Below are 26,001 nucleotides of genomic sequence, written 5' to 3'. Positions count from 1 at the left end.
TTGGTCTGCGATGAATGAGCGTTGAGAAGTTCTCATCATTATGCAGGATATGCGGAGCACGGAGCCTTGCGATGGCTCCGCATCTCGCATCCGAGGAAACGGCACGATGACGGCGCGCGAAACCGGTAACGGCGATACCGATGGACAGATCTTCATCGGCAAAGGCGAGCAGCCTGCCTGGCTGACGCTTGGCCTTGCCAATCGCCACGGCCTCGTCACCGGCGCGACCGGCACCGGCAAGACGGTGACGCTGCAAGTGATGGCCGAAGGTTTCGCGCGTGCCGGCGTGCCGGTGTTCGCCGCCGACATCAAGGGCGATCTGTCAGGCATCGCCGAGGCCGGCGAGGCCAAGGACTTCATCCTCAAGCGTGCCAAGGACATGGGACTGACGTTCCAGCCCGATCAGTTCAGCACCGTGTTCTGGGACGTGTTCGGCGAGCAGGGCCATCCCGTGCGCGCCACCGTGTCGGAGATGGGGCCGCTGCTGCTGTCGCGGATGCTCGATCTCAACGACGTGCAGGAGGGCGTGCTCAACGTCGCGTTCCGTGTCGCCGACGACATGGGCCTGCCGCTGATGGACATGAAGGATCTGCGCGCGATGCTCGACGCGATCGCGCCGATCGCCGCCAAGGTCGCCGAGAACGGCGACGTCAATGCCGACATCCGCCAGGCCGCGCAGGCGCTCGGCAACGTCACCAAGCAGACGGTGGGGACCATTCAGCGGCAATTGCTCGTGCTGGAAAACCAGGGCGGAGAAAGCTTCTTCGGCGAGCCGGCGCTGCAGCTGAAAGATTTCATCCGGACCGACAATCAGGGCCGCGGCCTCGTCAACATCCTCGTTGCCGACAAGCTGATGAGCAATCCGCGGTTGTACGCGACGTTCCTGCTGTGGATGCTGTCGGAGCTGTTCGAGGAACTCCCTGAGGTTGGTGATCCCGACAAGCCGAAGCTGGTGTTCTTCTTCGACGAGGCGCATCTGCTGTTTAACGACGCGCCGAAGGCGCTGATGGACAAGATCGAGCAGGTGGTCCGGCTGATCCGCTCCAAGGGCGTCGGCGTGTACTTCGTGACGCAAAATCCGATCGACGTGCCGGACCGCGTGCTGGCGCAGCTCGGCAACCGCGTGCAGCACGCGCTGCGCGCCTTCACGCCGCGCGACCAGAAGGCGGTCGCGGCCGCCGCCGATACGTTCCGACCCAATCCCAAACTCGACACCGCCAAGGCGATCACCGAACTCGGCAAGGGCGAGGCGCTGGTGTCGTTCCTCGAAGGCAACGGCACGCCGGCGATGGTCGAGCGGGTGATGATCCGGCCGCCGTCGGCGCGGATCGGGCCGATCACGCCGGAGGAGCGCAAGGCGATCATCGCCGCGAGCCCGGTGAAGGGCAAATACGACACCGCCATCGATTCCGAATCCGCCTACGAGAAACTGCGCGCCCGAATCGAAGGCAAGGCCACGGACGCCGCGCCGGCCGAAGGTGGATTGCTCGGCCAGATCGGCAGCATCGTCTCCACCGTGTTCGGCACCAATACGCCGCGTGGCAAGCTCACGACCGGGCAGACCGTCGCGCGCAGCGTCGCCCGCACCGTCGCCACCACGGTCGTCGGCGGTCTCGCCGCCGAACTCGGCAAGAAGGTCGGCGGCTCGCTCGGCAGTTCGGTCGGTCGTTCGATCGTGCGTGGCACGCTGGGCGGGATGTTGCGGAAGTGAGCGACGATGCGCGTTGCGCCATCGCATGACGAACTTTCAACGTCATTGCGAGCGAAGCGAAGCAATCCAGCTCCGGGCACCGCGCTGGATTGCTTCGTCGCGGAGCCTGTACTCGGACGGCGCCAAGCGCCGATCTGGGTGCTCCCCGCAATGACGGAGCAAACGCGCGACAGTCGTGCCGCTCGGCACCACAAGTCATAACAAGGAACACACAGCCATGTCCGCCCTCTCGCAAGTCCAGTCCGTGCTCGCCCACGCCGATGCCGATTTCGATGCCGCGCTGGAGCGGCTGTTCGCGTTGCTGCGGATCAAATCGATCTCGGCCGATCCGGCCTACGCGGCCGACTGCAGCAAGGCCGCGCTGCATCTGTGCGCGGATATCGCCTCGCTCGGCTTCGACGCCGAGGTGCGTGAGACGGCGGGGCATCCGGCGATCGTCGCCAAGTCCAAAGGCAACACCGGCAACCGGCCGCACGCGCTGTTCTACGGCCACTACGACGTGCAGCCGGTCGATCCGCTCGAACTGTGGCATCGCCCGCCGTTCGAGCCGGTGGTCGCCGACCATGCGGACGGCCGCAAGATCATCGTTGCGCGCGGCGCGCAGGACGACAAGGGCCAGCTCTCGACCTTCGTCGAAGCCTGCCGCGCCTGGAAACAGGTGACGGGCGAACTGCCGCTCGACCTCACCATCGTGATCGAAGGCGAGGAGGAGGTCGGCTCGAAGAACTTCGTGCCGTTCCTGGAAGCCAACAAGGCCGATCTCGCCGCCGACTTCGCGCTGGTCTGCGACACCGGGATGTGGGACCCGCAGACGCCGGCGATCACGACGTCGCTGCGCGGGCTCGTCTATGAAGAGGTGAAGATCAAGGCGGCGAACCGCGATCTGCATTCCGGCGTCTATGGCGGCGGCGCGCAGAACCCGATCCGCGTGCTGACGCGTATTCTCGGCGGCCTGCACGACGAGCACGGCCGCATCACCATTCCGGGCTTCTACGACGGCGTGAAGGATCTGCCGCCGGACATCCTGGCGCAGTGGAAGGGCCTCAACCTCACCGCCGAGAGTTTCCTTGGCCCGATCGGGCTGTCGATTCCCGCGGGCGAGGACGATCGTCTGCTGATCGAGCAACTGATCTCGCGGCCGACCTGCGACATCAACGGCATCGTTGGCGGCTACACCGGCGAGGGCTCGAAGACCGTGATCCCCGCGGAAGCGTCGGCGAAAGTGTCGTTCCGCATCGTCGAGGGCCAGGACCCGCAGAAAATCCGCGACGCGTTCCGTGCCTTCGTCACCGCGCGGCTGCCGGGCGACTGCCGCGCCGAGTTTCTCGATCACTCCAATGGCGCGGCGATCGCGCTCGACTGGAACATGAAGCCGCTGGCGGCGGCACGCGGTGCGCTGACCGAGGAGTGGGGCAAGGATGCGGTGCTGATCGGCTCGGGCGCTTCGATTCCGATCGTCGCCGATTTCAAGCGCACGCTGGGACTCGACAGCGTGCTGATCGGCTTCGGTCTCGACGACGACAACATCCATTCGCCGAACGAGAAATATGATCTCAACAGCTTCCGCAAGGGCATCCGCTCCTGGGTGCGCATTCTCGGCGCCCTCGCGGACGCGCCGCGCTGACGCAGCGCGGCAGAACGTCACACGACAATCGTCGCGTCTCGCTTGAGACGCGAGACGCGGATCGAGACGATCGCGGCGGACGGCGCTAACGCCCCGCGGTTCCATTCGCGTAGTTCGACGCCGCAACGCGCTGTCACAATTTCAGATTCCGGGTCGCGCGGCGGTCTATGCGCCGAGATCGCTCGGCGCTCGTCCGACGGTTTCGCTAGAGCGGTTCTAATCTGCTTCGATGATGCGACGGCCAATCGCGTCTCGAACGTAAATGCATTCTAAACTCGCCGCGTTGTTTCGCCTGCACGCATCTCCTAGTCACGACGCTTGAAGTGAACTGGGGGCATCCGGTGAGTGAATTCAACAACAACAAGAATCGTTGGTACTTCGGCGTCGCGACGGGCGTGGTGTCGATGTGCCTGACTGGCGTGGGCGTGTCGGAGAGCCTTGCACAAAGCGCAGAAACGCGGGTGTTGCCGCCTGTGTCGGTCGATGCGCCGCAGCAGCGCGCGCGCGTCGCGCCGGCCGCGCGTACCCGGAGCGCTCCGCAGCGCGCAGCGCGCGTGGTGCCACGGCAAACGACCGAGCGGCCGCCCGCACCGGTGGTGCCGCCGACCACGATGGGCTCGACGCGCACCATCGGCGCGCCCGCGCCGGCCTATGCGGGCGGCCAGGTGGCGCGCGGCGGCACGCTCGGCCTGCTGGGTTCGACTAGCGTCATGAATACGCCGTTCTCGGTGGTGAACTACACGTCACAATTGATCGAGAACCAGCAGGCGCGCACCGCGGCCGACACGCTGATCAACGACGCGTCGGTGCGGACCAGCACCGGCAGCAACGGTTTCGACGACACCTTCGTCATTCGCGGCTTCCCCGTGAATGCCACCGACGTCGGCCTCAACGGCCTGTACGGGCTGTCGTCGTCGCAGCGCATTCCGGCGCAGATCATCGAGCGGATCGAACTGCTCAAGGGCCCCGGTGCGCTGATCAACGGCATCGCGCCGAGCGGCGCCGTCGGCGGCGGCATCAACATCGTCACCAAGCGCGCCACCGAGCAGGATTTCTCGCGGCTGACGCCGTTCTTCATGAGTTCGGCGAACTACGGCCTGCATCTCGAAACCAGCCGCCGCTTCGGCGACAACAAGGAATGGGGCGTCCGCTTCAACGGCGTCGGCCGCAACGGCGAGGCCTCGATCGACGACGGCAATTTCCGCAGCGGCCTCGGCGCGCTGGCGATCGACTATCGCGGCGACCGGTTCCGCTGGACGCTCGATGCGATCTCGCAGAACGACGACACCGACAATTTCAGGCCGCAGATCAGCCTGCTGTCGACCCTGACGTCGATTCCGGCGGCGCCCGATGCGCGCAGCAACTGGTATCCCGGAACGAAGCTGCGGCAGAGGGACAACACCATCGCCACCGCGGCCGAATATGACCTGACCGACTGGCTCACCGCCTATGCGGGCGTCGGCTATCGCGACGGCACCAACGATCAGACCTTCCCGTCGTCGGCTGTCGCCGTCAATGCGCTCGGCAACTTCACGGTGCAGAACAACTACTACGACTCCTACACCAAGACCGTCAGCGGCAATGCGGGCTTCCGGTCGCAGTTCGACACCGGCTTCATCAACCACAAGGTGAACGTCGCCTATACCGGCTTCTATCAGGAGGCCGGCAACGCCTACATTCAAGGCAACAGGGCGGCGTCGAACATCTACAATCCGTCGCCGCTACCGAGCATCACGCTGCCACGGACAGAGCCCCGGCTCGCGTCCGAATCGACGCTGACCAGCGTAGCGATCGTCGACACCATGTCGGTCCTGAACGAATCCGTGCTGCTGACACTCGGCGTCCGCCGCCAGAACGTGAAGGTGGACAGCTTCAGCACGATCACCGGCGCGTTCACCAGCGGTTATGACGCCAGCGCGACGACGCCGCTCGCCGGCATCGTCGTCAAGCCGTGGCACAACGTGTCGCTGTACGCGAACTACGCCGAAGGCCTGACTCGCGGCACCATCGTCGGGGCCGGCTACGACAACGTCGGCGACGTGCTCGCGCCGTACAAGTCGAAGCAGCAGGAGGCCGGCGTCAAGGTCGATTGGGGGCTGATCACCACCACCGCGGCGGTGTTCCAGATCGCGCGACCGAGCCAGATCCGCACCGCGGGCGGCGTTCTGGGTTCACTGGCGTACGACGGCGAGCAGCGCAATCGCGGCGTCGAGCTCAATGCCTACGGCCTGATCCTGCCGAACCTGCGTGGCATGGTCAGTGCGACCTTCATCAAGCCCGAACTGACCAACCCGAGCGATCCGACCCAGCGCGGCAACGACGCTGCCGGCGTGCCGGACAAGACGTTCTCGGGCGGTCTCGACTGGGATACGCCGTGGGTGCAGGGCCTCTCGCTCAACGGCCGGGTGATCTACACCGGCAGCTCCTATCTCACCACCGCGAACACGGTGAAATTCCCGGACTGGACCCGGCTCGACCTCGGCGCGCGCTACACCACGACGCAGCTCACCGGCAAGCCCGTCACCTTCCGCTTCAACATCGAGAACGTCACCGGCGAGAACTACTGGCTCACTACCGGCACCTACGTGACCGTTGGCGCGCCGCGCACCTACATCCTTTCCGCGGCGTTCGATTTCTGATCGCGTAAACCACAGGTGTTGAGATGAACAAACTGTCCCTCACGATCGTCGCTTTGCTCAGCACATTCGTCCCGGCGCAGGCGCATCAGATCTGGATCGAACAGGCCGACGGACAGACCGCAGTGGTGCGGTTCGGCGAATTCGGCGAGAATTTGCGCGAAGCCTCGCCGGGCCTGCTCGACAAATTCGGAAAGGTCAGCGCGACGCTGATCTCGGCCAAAGGCGAGCAGAAGGTCGATGCGGCCAAGACATCGGACGGTTTCACGCTGCCGTTCTCCGCCTCGGCCGGCGACACGATCGTTGCCGAGGATGCCAACTACCCGCTGTACACCTGGAAACAGCAGGACAAGGACGTCCGGAGCTGGTTCTATCCGGCGGCGCGCTTCGTCACCGGCTCTGCGGCGCAGCAGCCCAAGCTGGTGCTCGATCTGGTGCCGACCGGCCAGCCCGGCCAGTTCAAGCTGGTGTTCAAGGATCAGCCGAAGCCGAAGACGAAGGTGACGCTGACCACGCAGTCGGGCTGGGCCAAGGAGGCCCAGACCGACGCGCAGGGACTGGTGAGCTTCGAAATGCCGTGGAAGGGCATGTACGTGGCGGAAGTCAGCGTCACCGATCGCGCGCCCGGTGAGCGTGCCGGCGAGAAATATGATGCGGTCAGCTACGCCACCACGGTGACTTTCGTGCAGGCCGACGGCCTGCCGCCGATCCCCGCCGGCCCGGCGGCGAAGCCGGCCGCGCCGAAGTGACGGCGCTGGCGCAGCGCATGCGGCGGACGGGGCCGCTGGTCTCGCGCATCGTCGCGGCGCTGCTCGGCGGTTACGGCATTGCAACGTTGTTTGCGCTCGCGGTGCTGGCGCTGCCGATCAGCAAGCCGCAGGCGGTGCTGACGGGACAACTCGCGAGCTTCGCGATCTATGCCGGCGTGGTGATCTGGGTGTTCGCGGCGCGGCGCGCCTGGCCGGCGTGGATCGGCCTGCTGATCGTGGCCGCGGCGCTGGTGCCGTTGGCGTGGTCGGTGTCCTAACGAGGGGCGCTCGATGGCGGACAGCAATCAGCGCGGCGCCGGCCGCGGCATCCGGCAGAGCATGTCGGGCCTGCACACCTGGACCGGGCTGCTGCTCGGCTGGGTGCTGTACGCGATGTTTCTCACCGGCACCGTGTCGTACTTCAAGGAAGAATTGTCGCAGTGGATGCGGCCAGAGCTGCCGCGTCTGGCGCAGCCGCTCGATCCGGCGGGCGTGGCGCAGCGCGTCGCAGATGAACTCGCGCGGGTCGCGCCGGGGGCGACGCAATGGAGCCTCAAGCTGCCGGACGCGCGCAGCAACAGCGTCTATGCATTCTGGCGGCTACCCGGCGGGCAGGGCGCGCGGGGAGGTTTCGGCGAAGGACATTTCGACCCGGTGAGCGGGCATCGCGTCGAGGGGCGCGGCACGCTCGGCGGCGATTTCTTCTATCGCTTCCATTTCCAGTTCTACTACATGTCGCCGTTCTGGGGACGGCTGCTCGCCGGCCTCGCGGCGATGTCGATGCTGGTGGCGATCGTCGCCGGCGTGATCACCCACAAGAAGATCTTCACCGACTTCTTCACCTTCCGCTGGGGCAAGGGCCCGCGCTCCTGGCTCGATGCACACAACGCGCTGTCGGTGTTCGGCCTGCCGTTCCACGTGATGATCACCTACACCGGCCTGGTGACGCTGATGGCGCTGTACATGCCGTGGGGCGAGCGCGCCGCCATCAAGACGCCGGCCGAGCGCCAGCAACTCGCCGCCGAACTCAGCGCCTTCATCCAGCCGGGCAAGCCGAGCGGCGACAAGGTGCCGCTTGCATCGATCGCGGCGATGGTGAAGCAGGCGCAGGAGCGGTGGGGGCAGACCAATATCGGGCGGGTCAATTCGGCCAATCCCGGGGACGCCACGGCCCGCATCGCGGTGACCCGCGGCGACGAGGGACGCGTGTCGATGAGTCCGGACTATCTGGAGTTCGACGGCGTCAGCGGCAAGCTCCTTGCCGCGCACGACCGCGTCGGCGCGGCGGCGGAGACGCGCGGCGTGCTGTACGCGCTGCATCTCGGCCGGTTCAGCGACCTGGAGACGCGGTGGCTGTACTTCATCGTCAGTCTGATGGGGACCGCGATGGTCGGCACCGGGCTGGTGATGTGGACGGTGAAGCGGCGCCAGAAGCTGCCCGATCCGGAGCGTCCGTATTTCGGATTCCGCCTCGTCGAGCGGTTGAACATCGCCAGCATTGCGGGGCTGTCGATTGCGATGACGGCGTTGCTGTGGGCCAACCGTCTGCTGCCGCTCGCCACGGCGGAGCGGGCGTTGTGGGAAATCCACGTGTTCTTCATCGTCTGGGGGCTGACGCTGCTGCATGCGCTGCTCCGGCCAGCGAATGCCGCCTGGGTCGAGCAGCTCTGGGCCGCTGCTGCGCTGCTGGCGCTGGTCCCGGTGCTCAACGCCGCGACGACCCAGCGGCCGCTGTGGCACAGCCTCGCCGTCGGCGACTGGGTGTTCGCCGGCGTCGATCTGATGTGCTGCGCGCTGGCGCTGCTGCACGCCGTGCTGGCGGTCCGCACCGCGCGGCATGGCGCGCGGGTGTGTCCGCCGCGTCGTCTGGAAGAGCGGGACGGGGCGGCGGTGATCTCGGGCGGGGCCACATGAGTCATGCGCTGGCGCAGCTTTTCTGCTTGGCGGGCTTCGTCGCCCTGGCGTTCGGCCTGCGCCGCCCGCAGCACGACATCCTGCGCCGCTCGCTGCGCAGGCCGGTCGTGCTCGCGCTGCGCGCCATTGGCACCTGCGCGCTTTTGGCCGCGCTCGCCATCCTCGTCGCGGTTTCCGGATGGGGCTTCGGCCTGGTCAAGTTCAGCGGCCACACCACGCTGGCGGCCGCGCTGGTGTACGGTGCGCTGATCGGCTACGGCCGCAGGTCTGCGCCGAGGCTGCGATCCTGACGACACGATCTGCCCGCGCCGTCCCCCGTGGGCGCGGCTTCGGCGAGACATCGCCGGCATGAAAATGCCGTCCGGTTCGTGTTCGTCGGCGCGCTAAGCCGAACGAACCGAGCCGAGGAAGTGGGCGACCTCCCGCCGCAGCACATTGCTGTCGTCGGCCAGTGACTTCGCCGCGGCGAACACGTCGCGCGACGCGGTCTCGACCTGTTCGGCGCCGCGTTGCACCCGTTCGATGCTGGTGCCGACGTGAACCGTTTCGGCGGCGGCCTTGGTGACACTGTCGGACATCGCCCGTGTTTCGCGGCCCTGCTGCTCGATCGCCGCCGCGATGGCGGTGATGGTTTCGGACACGCGTTCGATCAGGTCGACGATCTGGTCGATCGAACCGGCCGACGAGCGGGTCGCTTGCTGGATGTCCGATACTTGCTGCTGGATGTCCCGGGTCGCCTTTGCGGTCTGCTCGGCGAGGGCTTTGACCTCGAAGGCGACCACGGCAAAACCGCGGCCCGCGTCGCCGGCCCGCGCGGCCTCGATCGTGGCATTCAGCGCCAGCAAATTGGTCTGCCGGGCGATCGTCTGAATCATCCCGACGATGTCGCCGATGCGGTCGCCGGCGCGCGCGAGTTGAAGCACGTGCTCGCTGGTCTGCCGGGTCTGCAGCACCGCCGCGGCCGTCATCGTCGTCGATTGGAGAATTCGCCGGCCGATGTCGTCGACCGCCGCGAGCAAATGTTCTGCCGAAGCCGCCACCGTCCCGACGCAGGCGCTCACGTTGGACGAAACGGAAGCGGTCGCGATCGTGAGCTGGCGCGAGGTCTCAGCGGTCCGCGTCAGCGAACCGGCCGAGGATTCGAGCGAGGACGAGGCCTGGAAGACCGTCTCTATCACCTTGCCGACCGCGACCTCGAAGCCGTCGGCGAGGGTGTGCATGTCGGCTTTGCGCCGCTCGGACTCGATCCGCTGCTGCGCGATCTTGGCGTCGGCCTCTTCGCGCGCCGCCTGCTGAGAAGCGGCCTTGAAGGTTTCGACCGCGCGGGCCATCTCGCCGATTTCGTCGCTGCGCTCCAGCCCGGGCAACACCGCCTCGAAATCGCCGGCGGCGAGCCGCTGCATCGCCGCCGTGGTCCGCGCCACCGAGCCGGCGATGCGCTGCCCCACCAGCAAAGCCAGCGCCGCCATCGCCAAGGTGACGCCGCCGATGATCCAATCGAGCAGGTCTCTGACCTCGGCCGCGCTCGCCTGCGCCGCCCGATAGCGCGTCTCCGCGCTGGCCACCAGCGCATCCAGCGTCGGCCGGTTGCGGGCGAACACCGACGCGAAGTCGTCGATCTCTTCGTTGAGACTCTGCTGACTGACCATGAAGGCGAGGAAGCTCGACTTGTAGCCGCCGATCAGCGCGGCGATGTCCTTCTTGTCGTCGGCGGCAAGATCGCTCTTGGTGAGGGCAGCGGCGAAATCTGAGGCGCGCTCGATCAGCTCGTCGCCATCCTTCTCGCGGCCGTTCTGGATGAACTCTTTTTCCAGTCGTCGCATCGTCAGCATCAGCACCGACAGGCGAGGATCGTCGATTTCGGCAAGTCTGGCTTCGAGCCTCCTGGTCGCATCGCGCAGCTTGCCTTGCAGGCCGTCCTGATCGGTGAGGCCGAGCACGCGCTTGGCCGACAGCAAATTCTGGAAGCGCGTGAGATAGAGGTTCAAGCCGGCGAGCAGCGCGGCCGATTGCTTGGCTGCTTCGTCGCCATCGGTCTGGCCGAGACGTTGCTCGATGTCCTGCAGCCTGCGCTTCGCCGCCGCCGCCGCGGCCTCGTGCTTCGCGATCAGTTTCTGGTCCGACGTGCGCAGAAATTCATGCGCGATCAGTCCGGCCTGCAGATAGTCGGCTGACAATTGCACGACGTCGAAGCGCAGCGCCACGCTGGCTTCTGATCTGCGCTCCGCGTCGGCCGCCGAGCGCAGTCCGACGAGGCATGCGGAGCCGACCAGCGCGACGCCGGTCAGTCCAAGCAGTGCGATCTGAATGCGGAGGCCGATCTTGATGCGATTGAGGAGCGACTTCAGGATGTGCTTCGAAGCGGAGTACAACTGACGCATGAGGTGGCCGGATTTCGTGACGGTTTTGCGAATGTTGTGCAGTCGTGCATCGCCGACTTGGTAGTTGGCGACGGCGCCACCCATGGACCGCAGAAAACAACATCAGGTAAATCTACGAGGAAGATTTGTCGAAACGAGACCGTCCAATGGTCGGTCGATCGCCCGCGCGTGCCGTGTCGTTCAATCGGCGTGATGGGGGCCGTGGTGATAGCTAGCGCGCTGAAATAATAACGTCACAAATCGAGGCGGCTGACAGGTGGGGTCGCATACCCGACGCAAAAACGCCGCCCGGAATTGGGCGGCGTTTGGATTCGAATAGCGTAGAGGGTGATGCGGAGAAGATAGCATGACCGCGGCTGATTTCAACCTCCGCCAATCACGGCATCGTTGCGAGGAGGCGAAGCCGACGAAGCAATCCAGCTCGGTGCGCTGATCTTCTGGATTGCTTCGCTGCGCTCGCAACGATCAGGAGGCGCGGCTCAGGTGCGATAGCTCGGGTCGATGCGGTCGAGCTTGCGCAGCAGCGGAGGCCAGACCAGCTTGGTCGAGCGAAGCTCCATGGCGTCGCGGTTGGTCATCAGTTCGTGGTTCTTGTCGACCGCGAGGTCTTCGATCGGATAAGCGGTCGGGCCGAGCATGCGGGTGCGGACCTGCATCGTGCAAGCGCGCTCGAGATGATACATCCGCTCGAATGCCGAGGCGACGCTGCGACCGACCGTCAGCGTGCCGTGATTGCGCAGCAGCATGTGGTTCTTGTCGCCGAGATCGCGCTGCAGCCGCGGACGCTCGTCATGGTCGAGCGCGACGCCTTCGTAGTCGTGATAGGCGAGGTCGCCGGTGACGAAATGCGCCGTCTGGTTCAGCGGCAGCAGGCCTTCCATGCAGCTCGCCACCGCGGTGCCATCCGGCGTGTGCAGATGCAGGACGCAGCCGGCGTCCTCGCGCACCTCGTGGATCGCCGAATGGATGGTGAAGCCGGCCGGATTGATCTTGTACGGGCTGTCGCTGAGCTGATTGCCGTCGAGGTCGACCTTGACCAGGCTCGACGCGGTGATTTCGTCGAACATCAGGCCGTAGGGGTTGATCAGGAAGTGATGCTCCGGGCCGGGCACGCGGGCCGAGATGTGGGTGTCGACCAGATCGTCCCAGCCGTAATAAGCAACGAGGCGATAGCAGGCGGCGAGATTGACCCGCTGCTCCCACTCGGCCTCGGTCATCTGCGACGGGACTTCCTTCAGGCGGGCTTCGGCTGGCGACATGCGTTTCTCTCCCGGTTGTTCGGATGGTGATTGCCGGCACGGTAGCCCTGCGACTGTTTCGCAGCAAGCTGCTGCGCGCGCGGCAGTCATGATTTGCCGATCCGCCCGATCGGGCCCGCCGGGTCGGGTGCAACGGGCGTGTCCCGCGTGCCCGCAAACTCGCCAACAAGTTGTTTGCAAACGGGAACGACGATTGCCGATCGCGATCATATGACGTTATCGTGGCTCGGCGACCGCCGCGCTTGCTGCGGCGGACTGGAGTTTGGGATGATTTTTCTGCTGGTGGCCGGGATTGTCTTCCTGTTGGCCGGAGCGGCGTCGATCCTGTTCGGCGTTCCGGTCAAGGAATTCAGCTTCGGCAATACCTTGATCCTGTCGGGCGTGGTCGGCGGCTGCACCGGGGCGATGCTGGTCGGGCTGTCGTTTGTCGCCCGGGAGATCCGCGCTTTGGCCGTGGCCACCGCGGCCGCGGGCGCCGCGGCGCAGAAACCAGCCGCCAAATCCCGGTCCGTGTTTCCGCCTGCCGGCGCCGAGGCCGAAAGTCAGGACGGTTTACTGTTCCCCGGCGACCGCCCGGAGCGCGAGGTCGCGCCCGCGGATGCGCCGTCAGCCGTGACCCAGGCGCCGTGGCAGGACGAGCCCGCGCCCCGCGACCGCCTGCGGGCGCGGCCGGCCGAGCCGCCGGTGCCGCCGCCAGCCGAGTCGGGACCGAAGAAGCGCAACCTCTTGTTCTCGACCTCGCGCCGCGATCGCGAGCGGGCGGCGCGCGGGAACGACGGCGACGCGGGCGACGCAACGGAATCGGGCAGCGTGCTGTCCCAGGGATTTACCCGGAGCTTCGAAGAGGCCTGGCCCGACGGCGACCGCCCGCGCAACGATGCCGCGCCGCGGCGCCGCCGCTCGTTGCTCGGCGGAGGCGACGAGGCCAACGAGCCCGCGGCTCCCGAGCCGGAGCGGCCGCGTCTGCCGGAGCCGACGCCAGCGCCGCGCAGCGAAGAGATGACCGAAGTGACCGTGCTGAAGTCCGGCGTCGTCGACGGCATGGCGTACTCGCTCTACTCCGACGGTTCGATCGAGGCGCAGATGCCGGAAGGCATGATGCGGTTCGAGTCGATCGACGCGTTGCGGGAGCATCTCGACCAGCGCGGTTAATCTGTTGGTCTACCTTGCTTCGACTGAACCGCGCGAAATACAGTCGTGTCGAGGCAAGGTCTGTGTTGCGTTCAGCGCGCGACCTGCCGATCATCGTGCGAGCAGCAGACAAGATTCGACTGGTGCGGGAATCCGCTGCCGGTCCGAAGCGATTGGAATCGATATGAGTGACCCTGCGGCCAAGAGCTTCATCGAACTGACCGCGACCATCGTCTCCGCCTATGTGGGCAACAACCCGACGCCCGCTGCCGATCTTCCCAATCTGATCGGGCAGGTCCACGCCGCGCTGCAGAAGCTGTCGACCGGGCGTGCTGACACTGCGACAGCCGAGCCGGCGAAGCCCGCTGTGCCGCTGAAGAAGTCGATGACGCCGGAATATCTGATCTGTCTTGAGGACGGCAAACGCTTCAAGTCGCTGAAGCGCCACCTGCGCACGCAGTACAAGATGACGCCCGAGCAGTATCGCGAGAAGTGGGGCCTGCCGCCGGACTATCCGATGGTGGCGCCGAACTACGCGGTCGAACGCTCGCAGCTCGCCAAGAAGATGGGCCTCGGCCAACAGCGTCGCCGCCGCGGCAAGTGAGCCGCGGCCGGCGGTCTGTTTCCGTCAGGCGCTAAAACCCGCGTCCACCGTCACCATCGAACCGGTCATCAGGCCGGCCGCCGGGCTCGCTAGGAACGCCACCGCTGCGCCGATTTCGTCGGTTGTGCCGTAGCGGCCGAGCGCAGTGAGGGCACGAAGGCCTTCGGCCTGATCTCCAGCCGCCGGATTCATGTCGGTGTCGATCGAGCCGGGCTGAACCAGATTCACCGTGATGCCACGCGGCCCGACTTCGTGGGCGAGGCCGCGCGTGAAGGCGAGCAGCGCGGACTTCGTCATCGCATAGATCGTCGAGCCGCCGAACGGCACGCGCTCGGCCAGGGTCGAGCCGATCGAAATGATGCGACCGCCCGCCGGAAGATGCGGGATCGCCGCCTGTGTGGCGAGCACGACGCCGCGGACATTGACGTTCAGCAGCGCGTCGATGTCAGCGAGGCTGATCTCGGCGACGGCACCAGCGCGGGCGATGCCGGCATTGTTGACAAGGATATCGAGGCCGCCGAGCCATGCCGCTGCTTCGTCGACGGCGCGCTTCACTGCCGCCGGATCGCCGCTGTCGGCCTGGATTGCGATGGCGCGCCGGCCCTGGCTCTCGATCGCGCGGACCACCTGCGCGGCTTGATCGGCCGAACGCTCATAGGTGATCGCGACGTCGGCTCCCTTGTCTGCCAGCGCCCGGGCGATGCCTGCCCCGATCCCACGCGAGGCGCCCGTCACCAATGCCCGCTTCCCTGCCAGTTCACTCATCATCCACCTATTTTTATAGTGATCGATATAGAAATAACTAGGAGGATTGGCGGAGCAGGTCAATAGAATTATATAACGACCAATGCAGAATTCAGGATCAGGCCCGAACCTCGACAAACCCGCCAAGCCACGCGGTCGCCCGCGTGCGTTCGACCGCAGGGCCGCGCTGGCGCAGGCCACCCGCCTGTTCTGGCTCAAAGGCTATGAGGCGACATCGATTGCAGATCTGACGCAGGCGATCGGGATCGGTGCGCCGAGCCTGTACGCCGCGTTCGGCTCGAAAGACGCGCTGTATGCCGAGGCGCTGAGCTACTATGGCGAAACCTATGAACATCAGGTCTGGGGCGGCTTTCATGCCGCCAGGACGGCCCGAGAGGCGATCACCGCCTTCCTGATGGACTCGGCGGCCGCGCTGACGGGCTCGCTGGCCGACCATCCGCTCGGCTGCATGGTGACTTTGTCGTCGGTCGGCAGCGAGGGCCATTGCGAACTCGGCAAGCTGGTCCAGGCCGCCCGGGCCGTGACGTTCGATCGCCTGAAGACGCGCCTCAGCCAGGGCGTTGCGGACAACGAGTGGCCTGACGATCTGGATGTCGCCGGGCTTGCAAGGTTGCTGCAGTCCGTACAGGCCGGGATGTCGATCCTCGCCCGCGATGGCGCCAGCCGCGCCGAACTGGAGTCGGTCGCGCGGGCCGCGTTGCGGACCTTGGATGCGTCCCACCACGAGAGGGGCGTGCCGGAGGCCCCGTCCGGCGGCCGAACGGGCTTGCGTTCCGAGGAAAAAAATCCGAATATCGGGGGTGTCGGGGATTGATCTCCTGGCATTCATCTGAGAATATATTCCTTGTATGGGTCTCAGATGAGGTTGCCCCGATGTCGATGTTAGTACCGCGGCGGACCGCCGCTCGTTTTCCTGAAACAGCCGTTCAAACGCTCGCCAGTGCCGGTTTCGGCTCGCGGGCGGCAGGAGGCGGCCGATGAAGCGCCGCAGGTCGGGATCCAAATCGGCCGCGCAGGATGCTGCCGAAATCGGCGATTTCCGTGCCCAACACCTGTCGCTGGCGGAACGTCAGATCATGACGGAGGACGGCCTCGCCCGCGTCACCGTCGACGACAGCGAAAGTCCGCTCGCCTGGCTGGCACGTCGCAAGGGGCGTGATGGGCGCAGCCTGATCAGCGCGCATCAGTTCGTCGCCGGCGAGCGGCTGCGCGCCGACTTCACCCGCGGCAATCTCACGCCGCGGGTCACCTCGAGCTGGGGCGCGCCGACCGGCCGCTCCGGGGGCGGCGGGGCCGGGGAGATGACGGACCTGGTGGTGGCGTCGCGGCAGCGGGTGCAGAACGCGATCGCGGCCTGCGGGCCGGAGTTCTCCGGCATCCTGCTCGACGTCTGCTGCTTCCTGCGCGGCCTGGAGGACGTCGAGCGCGAACGCGGCTGGCCGACGCGCTCGGCCAAGGTGGTGTTGCAACTCGCGCTGGATAGGCTGGCGCGGCACTACGGACTCGCGCCGACCACCGGCGCGGCCAATCCGAAGCTGCGGAGCTGGCTCGCCGAGGGCGCGGAGTTCGTCGTCGGTTGAGGCGTCAGGCCGACGCCTCAAGCGCCTCGTGTGCGTCGGCCTTGATGCGCTCGATCATCGAACGCAGGCCATTGGACCGCTGCGGCGTCAGATGCTCGCGGAAGCCGAGTTCGTCGAACACGGCGATCGGCTCGGCCGCCAGGATCTCCTTCGGCGTCCGCCCGGAAACCAGTGTCAGCAGGATCGCGATCAGCCCGCGCACGATGTGCGCGTCGCTGTCGCCGAGATAGCTGAGCACAGGTTCGCCCGCCGCGTTCCGCGACACCCGGCGCGACAGCCAGACTTGGCTGGCGCAGCCATTGACCTTGTTGGTGGAGGAATGTTCTTCCTCGGGCATCGGATCGAGGGTGCGGCCGAGTTCGATCACGTAGCGATAGCGATCGTCCCAATCGTCCAGCAGCGCGAAATTGTCCCTGATTTCGTCGATCGTCATGACCACCCGTATCTGCTCGTCGCGGCCCGCCAGCGGAACCTTGTCGTACAAATATATGGGATCGCCGGCGCTCGAAAGCGATATCGCCCGGTCCGTCTGAAAGTCGGACCGCCTGCTCAGTTCGTGGGCGGCGCCGAATCGGGCAGGCGCCATTCGATGGCGAGATCGGCAGAAACCAGCGTATCGCGCGGGGCGGCGCCGACCTTGGGATCGTCCGCGAAATCCACGCCGTTGATCGAACCGGTCTGGTCGTTCGATTTCTTGTCGATGATCATCTTGTAGACCTTGCGGGCGCCTTCCTGCGCGCGATGTCCGATCACCGTGGCGGCGTGCTCGCCGACTTCGCAGGCCGCCGGCTGGCGCTTGCAGAACTGGCTGAAATCCGACACCGCGGCGGTCGCGGCGGAGACGGCTTCGGACGCGCCGACCTGCGGCAGCTTTTCGGATTCCGGGGTCTTGTCCTGGGGAAGTAGCACCAGCACCAGCCCGAGCCAGAACGTCAATCGAAGCAGGAAAAACATCTCGCGACCCCGTCGTCCAATCCGCGTTGCGATTGGTCTCGCAATCGAACCCTTCCTAGTTGGCTTCAATGAATTCGGAGTGTTTCGGTTACTTACAATTCGAGCTAAATCACCCGAAACAAAGCGTCGAAACGATTCGACGTAAACATTCGATTGATGGGGAAGGACATTCGGGATCGCGTCTGCGCGGTCGCTACCAATTCGAAACCATATCGCGGCGGATTTTGAAACCATGCGTTCACCATCCGTGCCGAATGCGGTGCTGATGTCGTCACAAAATCGGCCGGGCCGCCAGGTGATCGAACGCCTTAGCGTTCGTTTAAGGTGGCTCTGACACGGTGGGCCAACCAGAAACGGGGGCTCCGTCCCTCGTCACGAGGCGACAGCGAGCGCGGACCGCGTGGCAATATCCAGGATCATCAGCGAGTGTCTCGATGCACTGCTGCACCCGTCGGCGCGGTTCGATGCGCTGGCGAGCGCGCGGCATCGTGCGTTCATCGCGCCGCGCCTCCTGGGCAGTCTCGCGGCGCTGGCCGCGTTCCCGGTCTATCTCGTGCTGCGCGGCGCGCCGAGCGCGCTGGAGACGCTGGCGTTCGTCTGGCTGATCGCGCCGATCCTGCTGTCGTGGTTCTTGTCGCGTACCGGCCGCTACGAGAGCGCGCATGTGCTGTCGTCGTTGTCGCTGGCCAGCCTGATCATGGTGATCGCCGCCCTGACCGGCGGCATCGAATCCTTCGCGGCGATCTGGCTGGTGCTGGTGCCGCTGGAGGCCGCGCTGTCGGCGTCGCGCCGCGTCGTCGCCTTCGCGGCGGGGCTGGCGCTCGGCTGCGCCGCCGTGCTGATCGTCGCCGGCCAACTCGGCTGGCTTCCGGCACCTTCCTCCGGTGAACTGTCGCACGGTGCCGCGATGGCGCTGAGCGTTGCGGCGGCTACGCTGTACGCGGCCGGGCTCGCCTTCGGCTCCGAATCGCTGACGCGGACCAGCGACACGCTGCTGAGCGTCGAGGAAGAACGCTATCGGCTGCTCGCCCTGCATATGAGCGACGTGATCTCGCGCCATGCGCGCAACGGCGATGTACGTTTCATCTCGCCGGCGGTGGAGGCCCTGATCGGCCAGCCGGCGCAGCGGCTGCTCGGGCAGGGACTGTTTGACCGCGTGCACGTGGCCGATCGGCCCGCGTTTCTCAAGGCGCTGTCGGATGCCGGCCGGGGCGAAGCCGGCAGCGTCGAATTTCGCGTCCGCCGCGAGGTGCCGCGCGACGACCGCGGCCGGCCGACGGCATGCGAGTTCATCTGGCTCGAGATGCGCTGCCGGCCGTTCGAGCCGGGCGTAGCCGGAGCCGCCGGCGATCACGAGGTGGTCGCGGTAATGCGCGACGTCACCGATCGCAAGCTGCAGGAACAAGCGCTCGAAGACGCGCGGGCCGAGGCGAGCCGCGCCGACGCCGCCAAGGCGCGCTTCCTCGCCACCATGAGCCACGAACTACGCACTCCTCTGAATGCCGTGATCGGTTTCTCCGACATGATCCTGCACGAGGACGATCTGATGCTGGCCCCCGAGCGGCGCAAGGAATATGCGCAGCTCATCAATGATTCCGGGCAGCATCTGCTGTCGGTGGTCAACGGCATCCTCGACATGTCGAAGATGGAATCCGGCAATTTCGAAATCGTGCCGGAACCGTTCGCGCCGCGTCCGGCCTTGCTGAACTGCTGCAACCTGCTGGCCCTGAAGGCGCGCGAGAACGGCATCGATCTGGTGACGCGCGCCCCGGAAAATCTGCCCGAGATCGTCGGCGATCCGCGCGCGTTCAAGCAGATCCTGCTCAACCTGGTGTCGAACGCGATCAAGTTCACCGAGCGCGGCGGTGCGGTGTCGGTCGAGGCCGTGGTCGAGGGCGTTCGCCTGGTGCTGCGTGTCAGCGACACCGGCGTCGGCATCGCGGCCGAAGATCTGAAGCGGATCGGCGATCCGTTCTTCCAGGCCGGCAAAACCTATCAGCGCCGACATGAAGGCACGGGTCTCGGCCTGTCGATCGTCAAGAGCCTCGTCGGTCTGCACGGCGGCGACATCGAGGTGAAGAGCGAGGTTGATCGCGGCACGACGGTCACGGTATCGCTTCCATTGGCGCAGCCGATGCCCAGCAACGTGACGACGCTCGCACCGGCCCAGCCGTCCGAGCCGAAACTGCAAGACTATCAGGTGAAGAAGAGTGCGTAAGAGCCGGAAGGACGATGATGCGCCGCGCCGTCGCGGCGCGGCTGCGGCAGCCGTCGTGGACAGCGACGAGCGAAGGTTCGCGATGCGTCTGCTGACGCACAGTCCGCGCGACGTCATTGCCGGCATGTTCGCGTCGGCGGCGGTGATCGCCATCATCACCAACGCGATCTTCATGCAGGCGGGCCAACACCCGTCGCCGATGTTCGGCCGCAGCGGAGCCGCGCCCTCGGTGTCGGTGGTGACGCTGCCGCGTCCGCGTCCGGTCGAGCCGCGCCCCGAAACCAAGGCGCTGGATCCGGCGCTGCTCGAGCCGAGCGCGACGGAGCTGAAGCCCGCCGAGCCCAAGGCAGCCGAGGCGAAGCCGGTCGAGACCCGAGCGGTCGAGCCGAAGCATGTTGACGCTAAGCCGGATAACCGGCGCAACGCTCGCACCGCTGACGCCGATCCCAGCGACCCGCTCGGCAATCTGGTTCGCAGCACGGCGCAGCCGCGCAGCACCGCCCCAACGGCCGCCGTCAACTCGCCGAGCGTGCCGCGTCCGCCGGCCGCCATTCCGGCCGCAGCATCGCGCGATCCGGTCGGCGACATGATCACGTCGTCGCGCCGCGTCGCCTCGGTGCAGCGCGCGCTAACTGAGTACGGCTACGGACAGCTCAAGCCGACCGGGACGGCCGGACCGGATACCCAGGCGGCGATCCAGCGCTTCGAGCGCGCGCGCCGGATGCCGGTCACCGGGCAGGTGTCCGACCGGCTGGTGCGCGAACTCAGTCTGGTGATCGGGCATTCGATCGACTGACGCGCGGTCGGGGGCGCGTGTAAAGCCTATGGCTTTGCGGCGCCCGGCGGCTTAGACGTTGCCGATGCGACTGAAAAGTTCAATCTGGGTGTCCGCCTATCTGCGCCGCTGTCAGACCGAAGGCGTGTTCGGCGCCGTGAGCCGTCGCGGTGCCGAGGATGCCGGTGCGGTGTTCGTGAAGGTCGTGCTACCCGATCGCACCGCGATGCTCTACGCGCCGGCGCCGCAGACCGCCTATGACGACACCCGACCGTTCGAGCGCGTATTCGCGCCGATCTCGCCGCAGCCACAGCCGGAAGCGCTGGTCGACGAGCGGCTCGCCAAGGAAATCCGTTTCGATCCTGATATCTGGATCATCGAGACCGAGGACCGCTCGGGACGGCACTTCCTCGATCTGATCAAGCAGGGCTGAGCGCGGCGCTGATCGGCGAGGTCAGGGCTGCCGCGGCGCGCCGCCGAGTCAGCGGCTGGTGCCGGTGCGCGACGGCAGCGGTGTGCCGGGCTGAACGGCCGGCCGGCTGGCGGGCGTTGCGGCGCGCGCGCGATGGCGCTCGTCGTCGTGCAGCACCGAGCGGTACTTCGCCCGTGCGGTTGCCACGGTGGCGCCGCGCCAGGTCGCGACCATGATCAGCGCGGTGCGCTCGTCGAGCCGGTCGTACAGCCGCGACAGCCGATACACCCGGTCGACCGAAGCCCCGAGCTCCGGATCGAGGAACATCAGCACCTGTTCGAACGCCGCGAGCTTCATGCCCAGCGCCTTCAGCGCGCAGGCGAGCGGCTCGCCACCGACGTCGCGCACGACGCGCTCGGCGGTGCCGGTCGCAAGAATCAGCGCGTCGCCGAGTTCGTGGGTGAAGTTCTCCACGTCGGCGGCGAACGCCGCCATGTGCAACGTTTCGATGGCGCGCTGCGCCCGTTGTGGCGGGATCCGCGTCGCCGGCCGCAGCGGCGCTTCGGCGAGGTTGTGCAGGATCAGCGCGCGTTCGCGCGTCGCCGCGGCAAAGAACATCTCGTTGATCTGCGCGGCATCGTCGGGCTGGATCAGCAGGCTCGCCGCGCGCTGCTCGGCTTCGGTCGGCGGGCGCTGCGGACGGGCAGGCGCTGCGGGCGCCGGAGTGCTGATCGCGGCCGCTTGCGGCATGCGCTGATCGTCGGAGCTGCGCAGCGCCAGCCGCCGCGCGATCGGTTCGGGCGTGTAGGGGTAGACCGACAACCGCGCACGGACCGCGGCGCGGGTCGCGTCGTCGACTTCATCGATCAGTCGCGACGTCAGCTCGACGAATTGCTGCTCTTCCTCGCGGGTGTGCACGCCGCCCTGCACATACAGATCCGTCAGCACGCGCAGCAGCGTCGGACGGATGTCGATGCCCTCGCGACGCGAGAGCGACATCAGTCCGTCGAATCCTGGGAATGGTGCTGACTGGGTCATGGCGTCGCAAAGCAGGGCAACTGCGCGAATTCTAGCGCGCCGGGTTTAATGCCGCGTTAAGTAAAACGCTTTGTTAATCAGCATCGTCCGGTGATCGGGCGCAGTAGGAGACCCACTGCGCCAGCGTGCGCGAGCGCCGATTACTTGGTGCCGCTGACGGTACGGATCACGCTGTTGATCGGCCGCGCGTTACTCACCGTCGGCTGGGCCGGCTGCACCTGGGCGTCATATTCGGGCAGCGTCGTCACCCGGTCCTTGGCGGTGATGAATACCACCTTGTAGCCGCCGGCCTTGAGCTGGGAGAGCAACTCGGGCAGCGCCTGCGCGGTCGACTTCTGGAAGTCGTGCATCAGGATGATGCCCTTGCCGGTCTTCTTCAGCTTGGTCATCACGCCGGTGATCAGCTGCTCCGGCTTGTGGATGCGGAAATCCTCGGAGTCGATGTCGATCGAGAACGTCGCGATGTTGCGCTCGCCCAGATAGGTCTTCAGTTCGGACGTCTGGCGAAGCTGCGGGAAGCGGAAGAACGGCGAGGTCGGCTGACCGGCGGCGAGCACGGTGCCGCTGATACCCTTCTCGATCTCGGCCTTGGCCTCGGCGAACGGCTTGCTCGCCAGGTTGACGTGCGACCAGGTATGAGAACCGACAGTGTGACCGGCGGCCACGACCTGCTTGAGGATTGCCGGATGCCAGCTCGCATGCTTGCCGATCGGAAAGAACACCGCCTTGACGCATTCGGCCGCCAGCGCCGCGAGCACCGCCGGCGTATTCACCGGCCACGGGCCGTCGTCGAACGTCAGCGCGACTTCGCCGGGCTCGAGGAAGTCGTAGTCGCGGTACTGCGACAGGCCGAGGCCCGGTCCGCCGGTGGTGTCGATCTCGACAGTGCGCGAGATGCCGAGCGCATTCGGATTGGTGCAGGCCTGCTGCTGAGGCGCCGGTGCCGGGGCCGGGATCGCTGCGGGCTCCTTGGCGACCACTGGCTGAACCATCGGCGCGGGCGACTTGGGCGCTTCGGACGCCGGAGTCGGCCAGCGTGAGGCGATCGCGCCAGTGGTGAGTTCGGAGGAGGCGGCCGCGCTCTGTGCGGTCGGAGCCGAAAAATAGGCGCGTCCCGCGCCAAGGCCGACCAGAACGGCCAGCACGCTGCAGCCAGCCGTCAACACTGCAACTCTACGCATACCCAACTCCCGAACATGATTACCGCTGACCAGCGGTCAACTTGCTCGCGAAATGGTTAAGCCCGGGTTTTTAACGCCGATCAGCGACGTGCTTTCGTGCGTTTGCGCAGCGACTTGTGAGCCTTGCCCCTGGCCTGGCGGGCGACCGGCTTCTTTGCCGTGGCGCGTTCGGCGGTGTCGCCGGGCTGCGCGGCCGCATAGGACTGCCGCAAGCTGTCGAGACTGCTGCCGATTTCGCCGACCTGATCGGACAGCTTCTTGGTCTCGGCGCGCTGCGCGGTGATGAGTTGCTGCAACGTGTGGAGCTGATCCTGCACCGTCTGCAACTGATCGATCGACTCCTGCTGCGACATTTCGAGGCCCTTGGCCTTTTCCATGATCTGCTCGGAGGTCTGGGCGACCCGGACCTGCATCTGCCGGCCGCTGGCGGCGCGTTCGGCTTCCGGCGTCAGGCCGGTCGCCATGCGCCACAACAGGATCGCACCAATGCCGGAGACAATCAGCACCAGCGCTGCCGCGGAGATCGCGATCGGCTGAGCTCCAATCGTCGCCATGGCGCGCGACCGGAAGTCTGACGGTGGAATCTCGGTCATGGACGTCACAAGCCTCGCGTCCGTGTGAAGTTCCCGCCCCACCGCGATGAAATAGCATTTCACCAGCGGGGGTTGCAACCGGCCCGGGCGCCGCCATTAACAGCGCATTAACCATAACGCGACTTAATGGCCCGGCATCACACCAAATCAGGAAGGGCTGTGAGAGGTCGAAATGGGCACCATCCTTGAATTTCCGGCGGACGCGGGCATGCGGCGGTCGGGCTCAACCATGGTCCCGTCGCCGGGCCACCGCGCCCAGGTCGTGATCCTGCCGGCGATCCGCATCGAACGGCACGCCCAGACGCAGGATGATGGCGGCCCGGAGCAGGGGGACGCGCCGCGCCGTCGGCGCCGCCGCCGCGTCCGGTCCTGATCGTAATCACCGCGATGGGCGCGATCCGTCATCCGGCCCCGGTGCGGGGTGATCGCGTCCGTTCCAAGGCGATCCTGTTTGCGTTGCTGCTCGGCGTCAGTCTGGGCGGTTGTGCGGGCGGCGATTTCGGCCGCACCCGCGGCGACTTCGTCAACGACGACATGCATCGCTGGATCGGCATCGAGGCGACCGGCAGCGTCGGCGCGCGGGCGTCCGACTTCCAGCTCACCGACGACGAGCGCTCGTTGCGCGACATGGCCTATCCGCTGATCGAGCCGCCGCGGTCGCGGCAGGCGTGGAAGACCGTGTTCGGCGATTATCAGCCGATCGCCGCGCCCTGGCGGCAGTCGCCGCCGTTCGACCGCACCGCTTACGGCAAGATGCTGGTCGACGAGCCGCATCGCTCACACGCCTCGCGCTACGCCGCGCTGAACGAAGACATCCGCAACGATCTGACCCGGTTCGAGCCGTTCAAGTTCACCGCCATGCGGGTCGTCGAGATGGACCGCAAGCGCGCGGCGGCGCTGAAATACATCTCCGATCTGTCGACGCGCGAGCGCGCCGACGCGATCGGCCGGATGGAGGAGAACGCGCTGATCATCCAGTGGGTGCAGCAGTGCCTTCACCGCCGCGCCTCGTCCTATCGCTGGGCGCTGGAGCGCCTGGTGATCATGGCGCCCGACACCGTGGCGGCCGATGCCGACCGGCTGATCGCGGAGCTGGAAGTGCAGGCAGCCAATCTGGCGATCCCGGCCGGGCCCGCAAAGGGACACGTGTTGGTGTCGAAGGGGTGAGGGCTGAGCAAACTCTGTGCGGGAGCCTTGCGTCGCATGCCCTTCGATTCCCGATGAATGAGGCGCCGGGCAACCGCAGCGCGACTACGACAGATGCTGCTTCGTCAGCCGGATTCTGAACGCTTTGGGCGAGCAACCGAAATGCACCTTGAAGCGGGTCGAGAAATTGCCGGCATGCTCATAGCCGACTTCGAACGCGATCGCCGCCACCGACATATCGGTCTTGATCAGAAGGCGTGAAGCCCACGCCATGCGGCGCGCTTCGATGAACCGCGCGACCGATGTCCCGTACAGGGTCTTGAAGCCGTAGAACAGCTTCGTTCGGTTGATCCCGATCCGCCGGCTCAGCGCATCGATGCTCGGCGGCGCGGCGAGTGAGGTCTCCAGAATCTCGTGCGCGCGTTGCAGTGCGATTACATCTTGCTCGGTGAGGACTGATGTCTGCTCGGGTGGCATCGTCCTCAACTCGCCCAAAGCCCGGACGACGATCTCCTGGGCCTTGGCGGCGACGAAAGCGGCACGCAACCGGCCCGGAGGGCGGAATCTGTTCAACTCCATGGCGGCGCTGCTGAGCTGAGCGGAGAAATTGATCGAATAGTCGCGGGCGAATTCAGGACCACGGGCCTTCGACGTCAGATGCTCCGCAAGTCGAAACCCGAAGGAGTCGTCGAGCCACTGCGGCCGGCAGGCAATCGAAACGAACGTCTGCTGCTTGTAAGCCGGCATCCTTTCGACCATCGGTTCGTTCGAACCCGCAACCAACAGGCCGGCCGCGTTCTCGACGATGCCGGGCAGCGACACACCCCGCATCGACACCTGCGTGGTGAGATCGAAGCAGACGTGAAATCGAACGCGGCCGTCGTCGATGGTGCTGAATTCTCTGTCGCGGTTGAAAGCGAAATTGCCGACAACGACGCTGAAGTCCGGTGTGTGAAGGTAGTCGAAAGTGCCGCCTCCCTCTTCGGAGGATAAGGTCTTCGCAGCGAATTCAGATTTGCCGCTCTGATCCAGTCGTAAGCCGCTGTCGTCGAAGATGTTCGCATCGACCAGCTGAGAAAACTTTCCCCATTCGAAAGGCGTCACGCATACTCCTGCCGATTTCCGGCCACGCGCCCATAGGCTCACGCGCGCAGCCACACTATCAGCCACCCCACAGACTGCGAAGATCAAAACTCCTGCTGCATCTCTCAAAGGACCATGCGCATGGCAGGATGCCATCTTCCCGGCCGACACAAGAATCAGTCGGGGGTATGAGTGCGACATATGAGCTTGACATGCAACGCACGCGCGACGGCAGGCGGAGCTGCCT

General features: G+C 66.2%; 25 protein-coding genes. 16 read left to right on the top strand and 9 right to left on the bottom strand.

All coding sequences use genetic code 11. The features are described 5' to 3' along the window. The first annotated feature begins 106 nt into the window (after positions 1–106). The 7 genes from IP86_RS12030 to IP86_RS12000 all read left to right on the top strand — a co-directional run bounded on the left by IP86_RS12030 (position 107) and on the right by IP86_RS12000 (position 8,924). Entirely contained in the window at positions 107–1,711 is a 1,605-nt protein-coding gene (locus IP86_RS12030) for a helicase HerA-like domain-containing protein (protein ID WP_054162759.1), read from the top strand. Between the two features lie 217 nt (positions 1,712–1,928). Then, positions 1,929–3,335: a M20/M25/M40 family metallo-hydrolase gene (locus tag IP86_RS12025; protein WP_054162758.1), complete on the top strand. Its 1,407-nt coding sequence runs from the start codon at positions 1,929–1,931 to the stop codon at positions 3,333–3,335. Between the two features lie 341 nt (positions 3,336–3,676). After that, positions 3,677–5,974 (top strand): TonB-dependent receptor, encoded by a 2,298-nt coding sequence (locus IP86_RS12020; protein WP_054162806.1) that lies wholly within the window; start codon positions 3,677–3,679, stop codon positions 5,972–5,974. A gap of 23 nt (positions 5,975–5,997) precedes the next feature. After that, on the top strand, positions 5,998–6,720 hold the full coding sequence (locus IP86_RS12015) for a DUF4198 domain-containing protein (RefSeq protein ID WP_054162757.1): 723 nt from the start codon (positions 5,998–6,000) through the stop codon (positions 6,718–6,720). A 17-nt stretch (positions 6,721–6,737) separates the two neighbouring features. Continuing rightward, positions 6,738–6,998 carry a DUF3649 domain-containing protein gene (locus tag IP86_RS12010; RefSeq protein WP_054162805.1) on the top strand — a complete coding sequence of 87 codons (261 nt, stop codon included), beginning with the start codon at positions 6,738–6,740 and terminating at the stop codon, positions 6,996–6,998. A gap of 13 nt (positions 6,999–7,011) precedes the next feature. Beyond that, positions 7,012–8,634 (top strand): PepSY-associated TM helix domain-containing protein, encoded by a 1,623-nt coding sequence (locus IP86_RS12005; RefSeq protein WP_054162756.1) that lies wholly within the window; start codon positions 7,012–7,014, stop codon positions 8,632–8,634. Continuing rightward, positions 8,631–8,924, top strand: a complete 294-nt coding sequence (locus tag IP86_RS12000; RefSeq protein ID WP_054162755.1) for a DUF3325 family protein — start codon at positions 8,631–8,633, stop codon at positions 8,922–8,924. Before IP86_RS12005 ends, IP86_RS12000 begins: the two co-directional genes overlap by 4 nt. A 93-nt stretch (positions 8,925–9,017) precedes the next feature. Here IP86_RS12000 and IP86_RS11995 read toward each other — a convergent pair whose 3' ends face one another. Next, positions 9,018–11,015 carry a methyl-accepting chemotaxis protein gene (locus tag IP86_RS11995; RefSeq protein ID WP_054162804.1) on the bottom strand — a complete coding sequence of 666 codons (1,998 nt, stop codon included), beginning with the start codon at positions 11,013–11,015 and terminating at the stop codon, positions 9,018–9,020. A 479-nt stretch (positions 11,016–11,494) separates the two neighbouring features. After that, complete coding sequence (locus tag IP86_RS11990) at positions 11,495–12,274, bottom strand: class II aldolase/adducin family protein (protein ID WP_054162754.1); 780 nt, start codon at positions 12,272–12,274, stop codon at positions 11,495–11,497. Positions 12,275–12,541: 267 nt separating this feature from the next. Here IP86_RS11990 and IP86_RS11985 point away from each other — a divergent pair, with 267 nt between their 5' ends. Together IP86_RS11985 and IP86_RS11980 are read left to right on the top strand one after the other, a co-directional pair. Then, on the top strand, positions 12,542–13,426 hold the full coding sequence (locus tag IP86_RS11985) for a hypothetical protein (RefSeq protein WP_054162803.1): 885 nt from the start codon (positions 12,542–12,544) through the stop codon (positions 13,424–13,426). 163 nt (positions 13,427–13,589) lie between these two features. Then, positions 13,590–14,009, top strand: coding sequence for a Ros/MucR family transcriptional regulator (locus tag IP86_RS11980; protein ID WP_054162753.1), 420 nt, complete (start codon positions 13,590–13,592; stop codon positions 14,007–14,009). Between the two features lie 24 nt (positions 14,010–14,033). Here the strand turns inward: IP86_RS11980 and IP86_RS11975 are convergent, their stop codons facing one another. Beyond that, positions 14,034–14,774: an SDR family NAD(P)-dependent oxidoreductase gene (locus IP86_RS11975; protein ID WP_054162802.1), complete on the bottom strand. Its 741-nt coding sequence runs from the start codon at positions 14,772–14,774 to the stop codon at positions 14,034–14,036. A gap of 82 nt (positions 14,775–14,856) precedes the next feature. Between IP86_RS11975 and IP86_RS11970 the strand changes: the two genes are divergently transcribed. Then, positions 14,857–15,588 carry a TetR/AcrR family transcriptional regulator gene (locus IP86_RS11970; protein ID WP_082363969.1) on the top strand — a complete coding sequence of 244 codons (732 nt, stop codon included), beginning with the start codon at positions 14,857–14,859 and terminating at the stop codon, positions 15,586–15,588. Positions 15,589–15,751: 163 nt separating this feature from the next. Then, the gene (locus IP86_RS11965) at positions 15,752–16,354 is read left to right on the top strand and encodes a DUF6456 domain-containing protein (RefSeq protein WP_054162752.1); all 603 of its coding nucleotides are present in this window, start codon (positions 15,752–15,754) and stop codon (positions 16,352–16,354) included. Positions 16,355–16,358: 4 nt separating this feature from the next. Here the strand turns inward: IP86_RS11965 and IP86_RS11960 are convergent, their stop codons facing one another. After that, the gene (locus IP86_RS11960) at positions 16,359–16,787 is read right to left on the bottom strand and encodes a SufE family protein (protein WP_054162801.1); all 429 of its coding nucleotides are present in this window, start codon (positions 16,785–16,787) and stop codon (positions 16,359–16,361) included. A gap of 116 nt (positions 16,788–16,903) precedes the next feature. Further along, positions 16,904–17,308 carry a DUF5330 domain-containing protein gene (locus IP86_RS11955; RefSeq protein WP_054162751.1) on the bottom strand — a complete coding sequence of 135 codons (405 nt, stop codon included), beginning with the start codon at positions 17,306–17,308 and terminating at the stop codon, positions 16,904–16,906. A 400-nt stretch (positions 17,309–17,708) separates the two neighbouring features. Between IP86_RS11955 and IP86_RS11950 the strand changes: the two genes are divergently transcribed. The 3 genes from IP86_RS11950 (at position 17,709) to IP86_RS11940 (ending at position 20,734) form a co-directional block, all read left to right on the top strand. Continuing rightward, complete coding sequence (locus IP86_RS11950; RefSeq protein WP_054162750.1) at positions 17,709–19,526, top strand: sensor histidine kinase; 1,818 nt, start codon at positions 17,709–17,711, stop codon at positions 19,524–19,526. 82 nt (positions 19,527–19,608) lie between these two features. Beyond that, the gene (locus IP86_RS11945; RefSeq protein ID WP_082363967.1) at positions 19,609–20,322 is read left to right on the top strand and encodes a peptidoglycan-binding domain-containing protein; all 714 of its coding nucleotides are present in this window, start codon (positions 19,609–19,611) and stop codon (positions 20,320–20,322) included. Between the two features lie 64 nt (positions 20,323–20,386). Beyond that, positions 20,387–20,734, top strand: coding sequence for a DUF1491 family protein (locus tag IP86_RS11940; RefSeq protein ID WP_054162748.1), 348 nt, complete (start codon positions 20,387–20,389; stop codon positions 20,732–20,734). A 48-nt stretch (positions 20,735–20,782) separates the two neighbouring features. Here IP86_RS11940 and IP86_RS11935 read toward each other — a convergent pair whose 3' ends face one another. The 3 genes from IP86_RS11935 to IP86_RS11925 all read right to left on the bottom strand — a co-directional run bounded on the left by IP86_RS11935 (position 20,783) and on the right by IP86_RS11925 (position 23,525). Beyond that, positions 20,783–21,751, bottom strand: a complete 969-nt coding sequence (locus IP86_RS11935; RefSeq protein WP_054162747.1) for a DUF2336 domain-containing protein — start codon at positions 21,749–21,751, stop codon at positions 20,783–20,785. 140 nt (positions 21,752–21,891) lie between these two features. Next, positions 21,892–22,932, bottom strand: coding sequence for a polysaccharide deacetylase family protein (locus tag IP86_RS11930; RefSeq protein ID WP_054162746.1), 1,041 nt, complete (start codon positions 22,930–22,932; stop codon positions 21,892–21,894). Between the two features lie 80 nt (positions 22,933–23,012). Next, positions 23,013–23,525, bottom strand: coding sequence for a hypothetical protein (locus IP86_RS11925; RefSeq protein ID WP_054162745.1), 513 nt, complete (start codon positions 23,523–23,525; stop codon positions 23,013–23,015). A gap of 172 nt (positions 23,526–23,697) precedes the next feature. On the opposite strand from IP86_RS11925, the gene IP86_RS11920 reads away from it, so the two are divergent. After that, a complete protein-coding gene (locus IP86_RS11920; RefSeq protein ID WP_054162744.1) occupies positions 23,698–23,898 on the top strand; it encodes a hypothetical protein in 201 nt (66 codons plus the stop codon). 14 nt (positions 23,899–23,912) lie between these two features. Beyond that, the gene (locus IP86_RS11915; protein WP_054162743.1) at positions 23,913–24,692 is read left to right on the top strand and encodes a hypothetical protein; all 780 of its coding nucleotides are present in this window, start codon (positions 23,913–23,915) and stop codon (positions 24,690–24,692) included. A gap of 84 nt (positions 24,693–24,776) precedes the next feature. Here IP86_RS11915 and IP86_RS11910 read toward each other — a convergent pair whose 3' ends face one another. Then, the gene (locus tag IP86_RS11910) at positions 24,777–25,775 is read right to left on the bottom strand and encodes a helix-turn-helix domain-containing protein (RefSeq protein ID WP_054162742.1); all 999 of its coding nucleotides are present in this window, start codon (positions 25,773–25,775) and stop codon (positions 24,777–24,779) included. Positions 25,776–26,001: the final 226 nt, after the last annotated feature.

It is taken from the genome of Rhodopseudomonas sp. AAP120 (assembly GCF_001295845.1).
Classification (GTDB): domain Bacteria; phylum Pseudomonadota; class Alphaproteobacteria; order Rhizobiales; family Xanthobacteraceae; genus Rhodopseudomonas.
Note: the sequence above shows the minus strand (reverse complement) of the source record. Positions and strands in the feature narration are given on the sequence as shown.

Bases quoted from the DNA above. Each gene is read 5' to 3' on its own strand.
- IP86_RS12000 (WP_054162755.1), top strand. From the start codon at position 8,631: ATGAGTCATGCGCTGGCGCAGCTTTTCTGCTTGGCGGGCTTCGTCGCC.
- IP86_RS11935 (WP_054162747.1), bottom strand. From the start codon at position 21,751: ATGACCCAGTCAGCACCATTCCCAGGATTCGACGGACTGATGTCGCTC.
- IP86_RS11930 (WP_054162746.1), bottom strand. From the start codon at position 22,932: ATGCGTAGAGTTGCAGTGTTGACGGCTGGCTGCAGCGTGCTGGCCGTT.
- IP86_RS11945 (WP_082363967.1), top strand. From the start codon at position 19,609: ATGCGTCTGCTGACGCACAGTCCGCGCGACGTCATTGCCGGCATGTTC.
- IP86_RS11965 (WP_054162752.1), top strand. From the start codon at position 15,752: ATGAAGCGCCGCAGGTCGGGATCCAAATCGGCCGCGCAGGATGCTGCC.
- IP86_RS11990 (WP_054162754.1), bottom strand. From the start codon at position 12,274: ATGTCGCCAGCCGAAGCCCGCCTGAAGGAAGTCCCGTCGCAGATGACC.
- IP86_RS12030 (WP_054162759.1), top strand. From the start codon at position 107: ATGACGGCGCGCGAAACCGGTAACGGCGATACCGATGGACAGATCTTC.
- IP86_RS11960 (WP_054162801.1), bottom strand. From the start codon at position 16,787: ATGACGATCGACGAAATCAGGGACAATTTCGCGCTGCTGGACGATTGG.
- IP86_RS12005 (WP_054162756.1), top strand. From the start codon at position 7,012: ATGGCGGACAGCAATCAGCGCGGCGCCGGCCGCGGCATCCGGCAGAGC.
- IP86_RS11940 (WP_054162748.1), top strand. From the start codon at position 20,387: ATGCGACTGAAAAGTTCAATCTGGGTGTCCGCCTATCTGCGCCGCTGT.
- IP86_RS11970 (WP_082363969.1), top strand. From the start codon at position 14,857: ATGCAGAATTCAGGATCAGGCCCGAACCTCGACAAACCCGCCAAGCCA.
- IP86_RS11955 (WP_054162751.1), bottom strand. From the start codon at position 17,308: ATGTTTTTCCTGCTTCGATTGACGTTCTGGCTCGGGCTGGTGCTGGTG.
- IP86_RS11975 (WP_054162802.1), bottom strand. From the start codon at position 14,774: ATGAGTGAACTGGCAGGGAAGCGGGCATTGGTGACGGGCGCCTCGCGT.
- IP86_RS11995 (WP_054162804.1), bottom strand. From the start codon at position 11,015: ATGCGTCAGTTGTACTCCGCTTCGAAGCACATCCTGAAGTCGCTCCTC.
- IP86_RS11920 (WP_054162744.1), top strand. From the start codon at position 23,698: ATGGGCACCATCCTTGAATTTCCGGCGGACGCGGGCATGCGGCGGTCG.
- IP86_RS12010 (WP_054162805.1), top strand. From the start codon at position 6,738: ATGCGGCGGACGGGGCCGCTGGTCTCGCGCATCGTCGCGGCGCTGCTC.
- IP86_RS12015 (WP_054162757.1), top strand. From the start codon at position 5,998: ATGAACAAACTGTCCCTCACGATCGTCGCTTTGCTCAGCACATTCGTC.
- IP86_RS11915 (WP_054162743.1), top strand. From the start codon at position 23,913: ATGGGCGCGATCCGTCATCCGGCCCCGGTGCGGGGTGATCGCGTCCGT.
- IP86_RS11925 (WP_054162745.1), bottom strand. From the start codon at position 23,525: ATGACCGAGATTCCACCGTCAGACTTCCGGTCGCGCGCCATGGCGACG.
- IP86_RS12025 (WP_054162758.1), top strand. From the start codon at position 1,929: ATGTCCGCCCTCTCGCAAGTCCAGTCCGTGCTCGCCCACGCCGATGCC.
- IP86_RS11980 (WP_054162753.1), top strand. From the start codon at position 13,590: ATGAGTGACCCTGCGGCCAAGAGCTTCATCGAACTGACCGCGACCATC.
- IP86_RS11985 (WP_054162803.1), top strand. From the start codon at position 12,542: ATGATTTTTCTGCTGGTGGCCGGGATTGTCTTCCTGTTGGCCGGAGCG.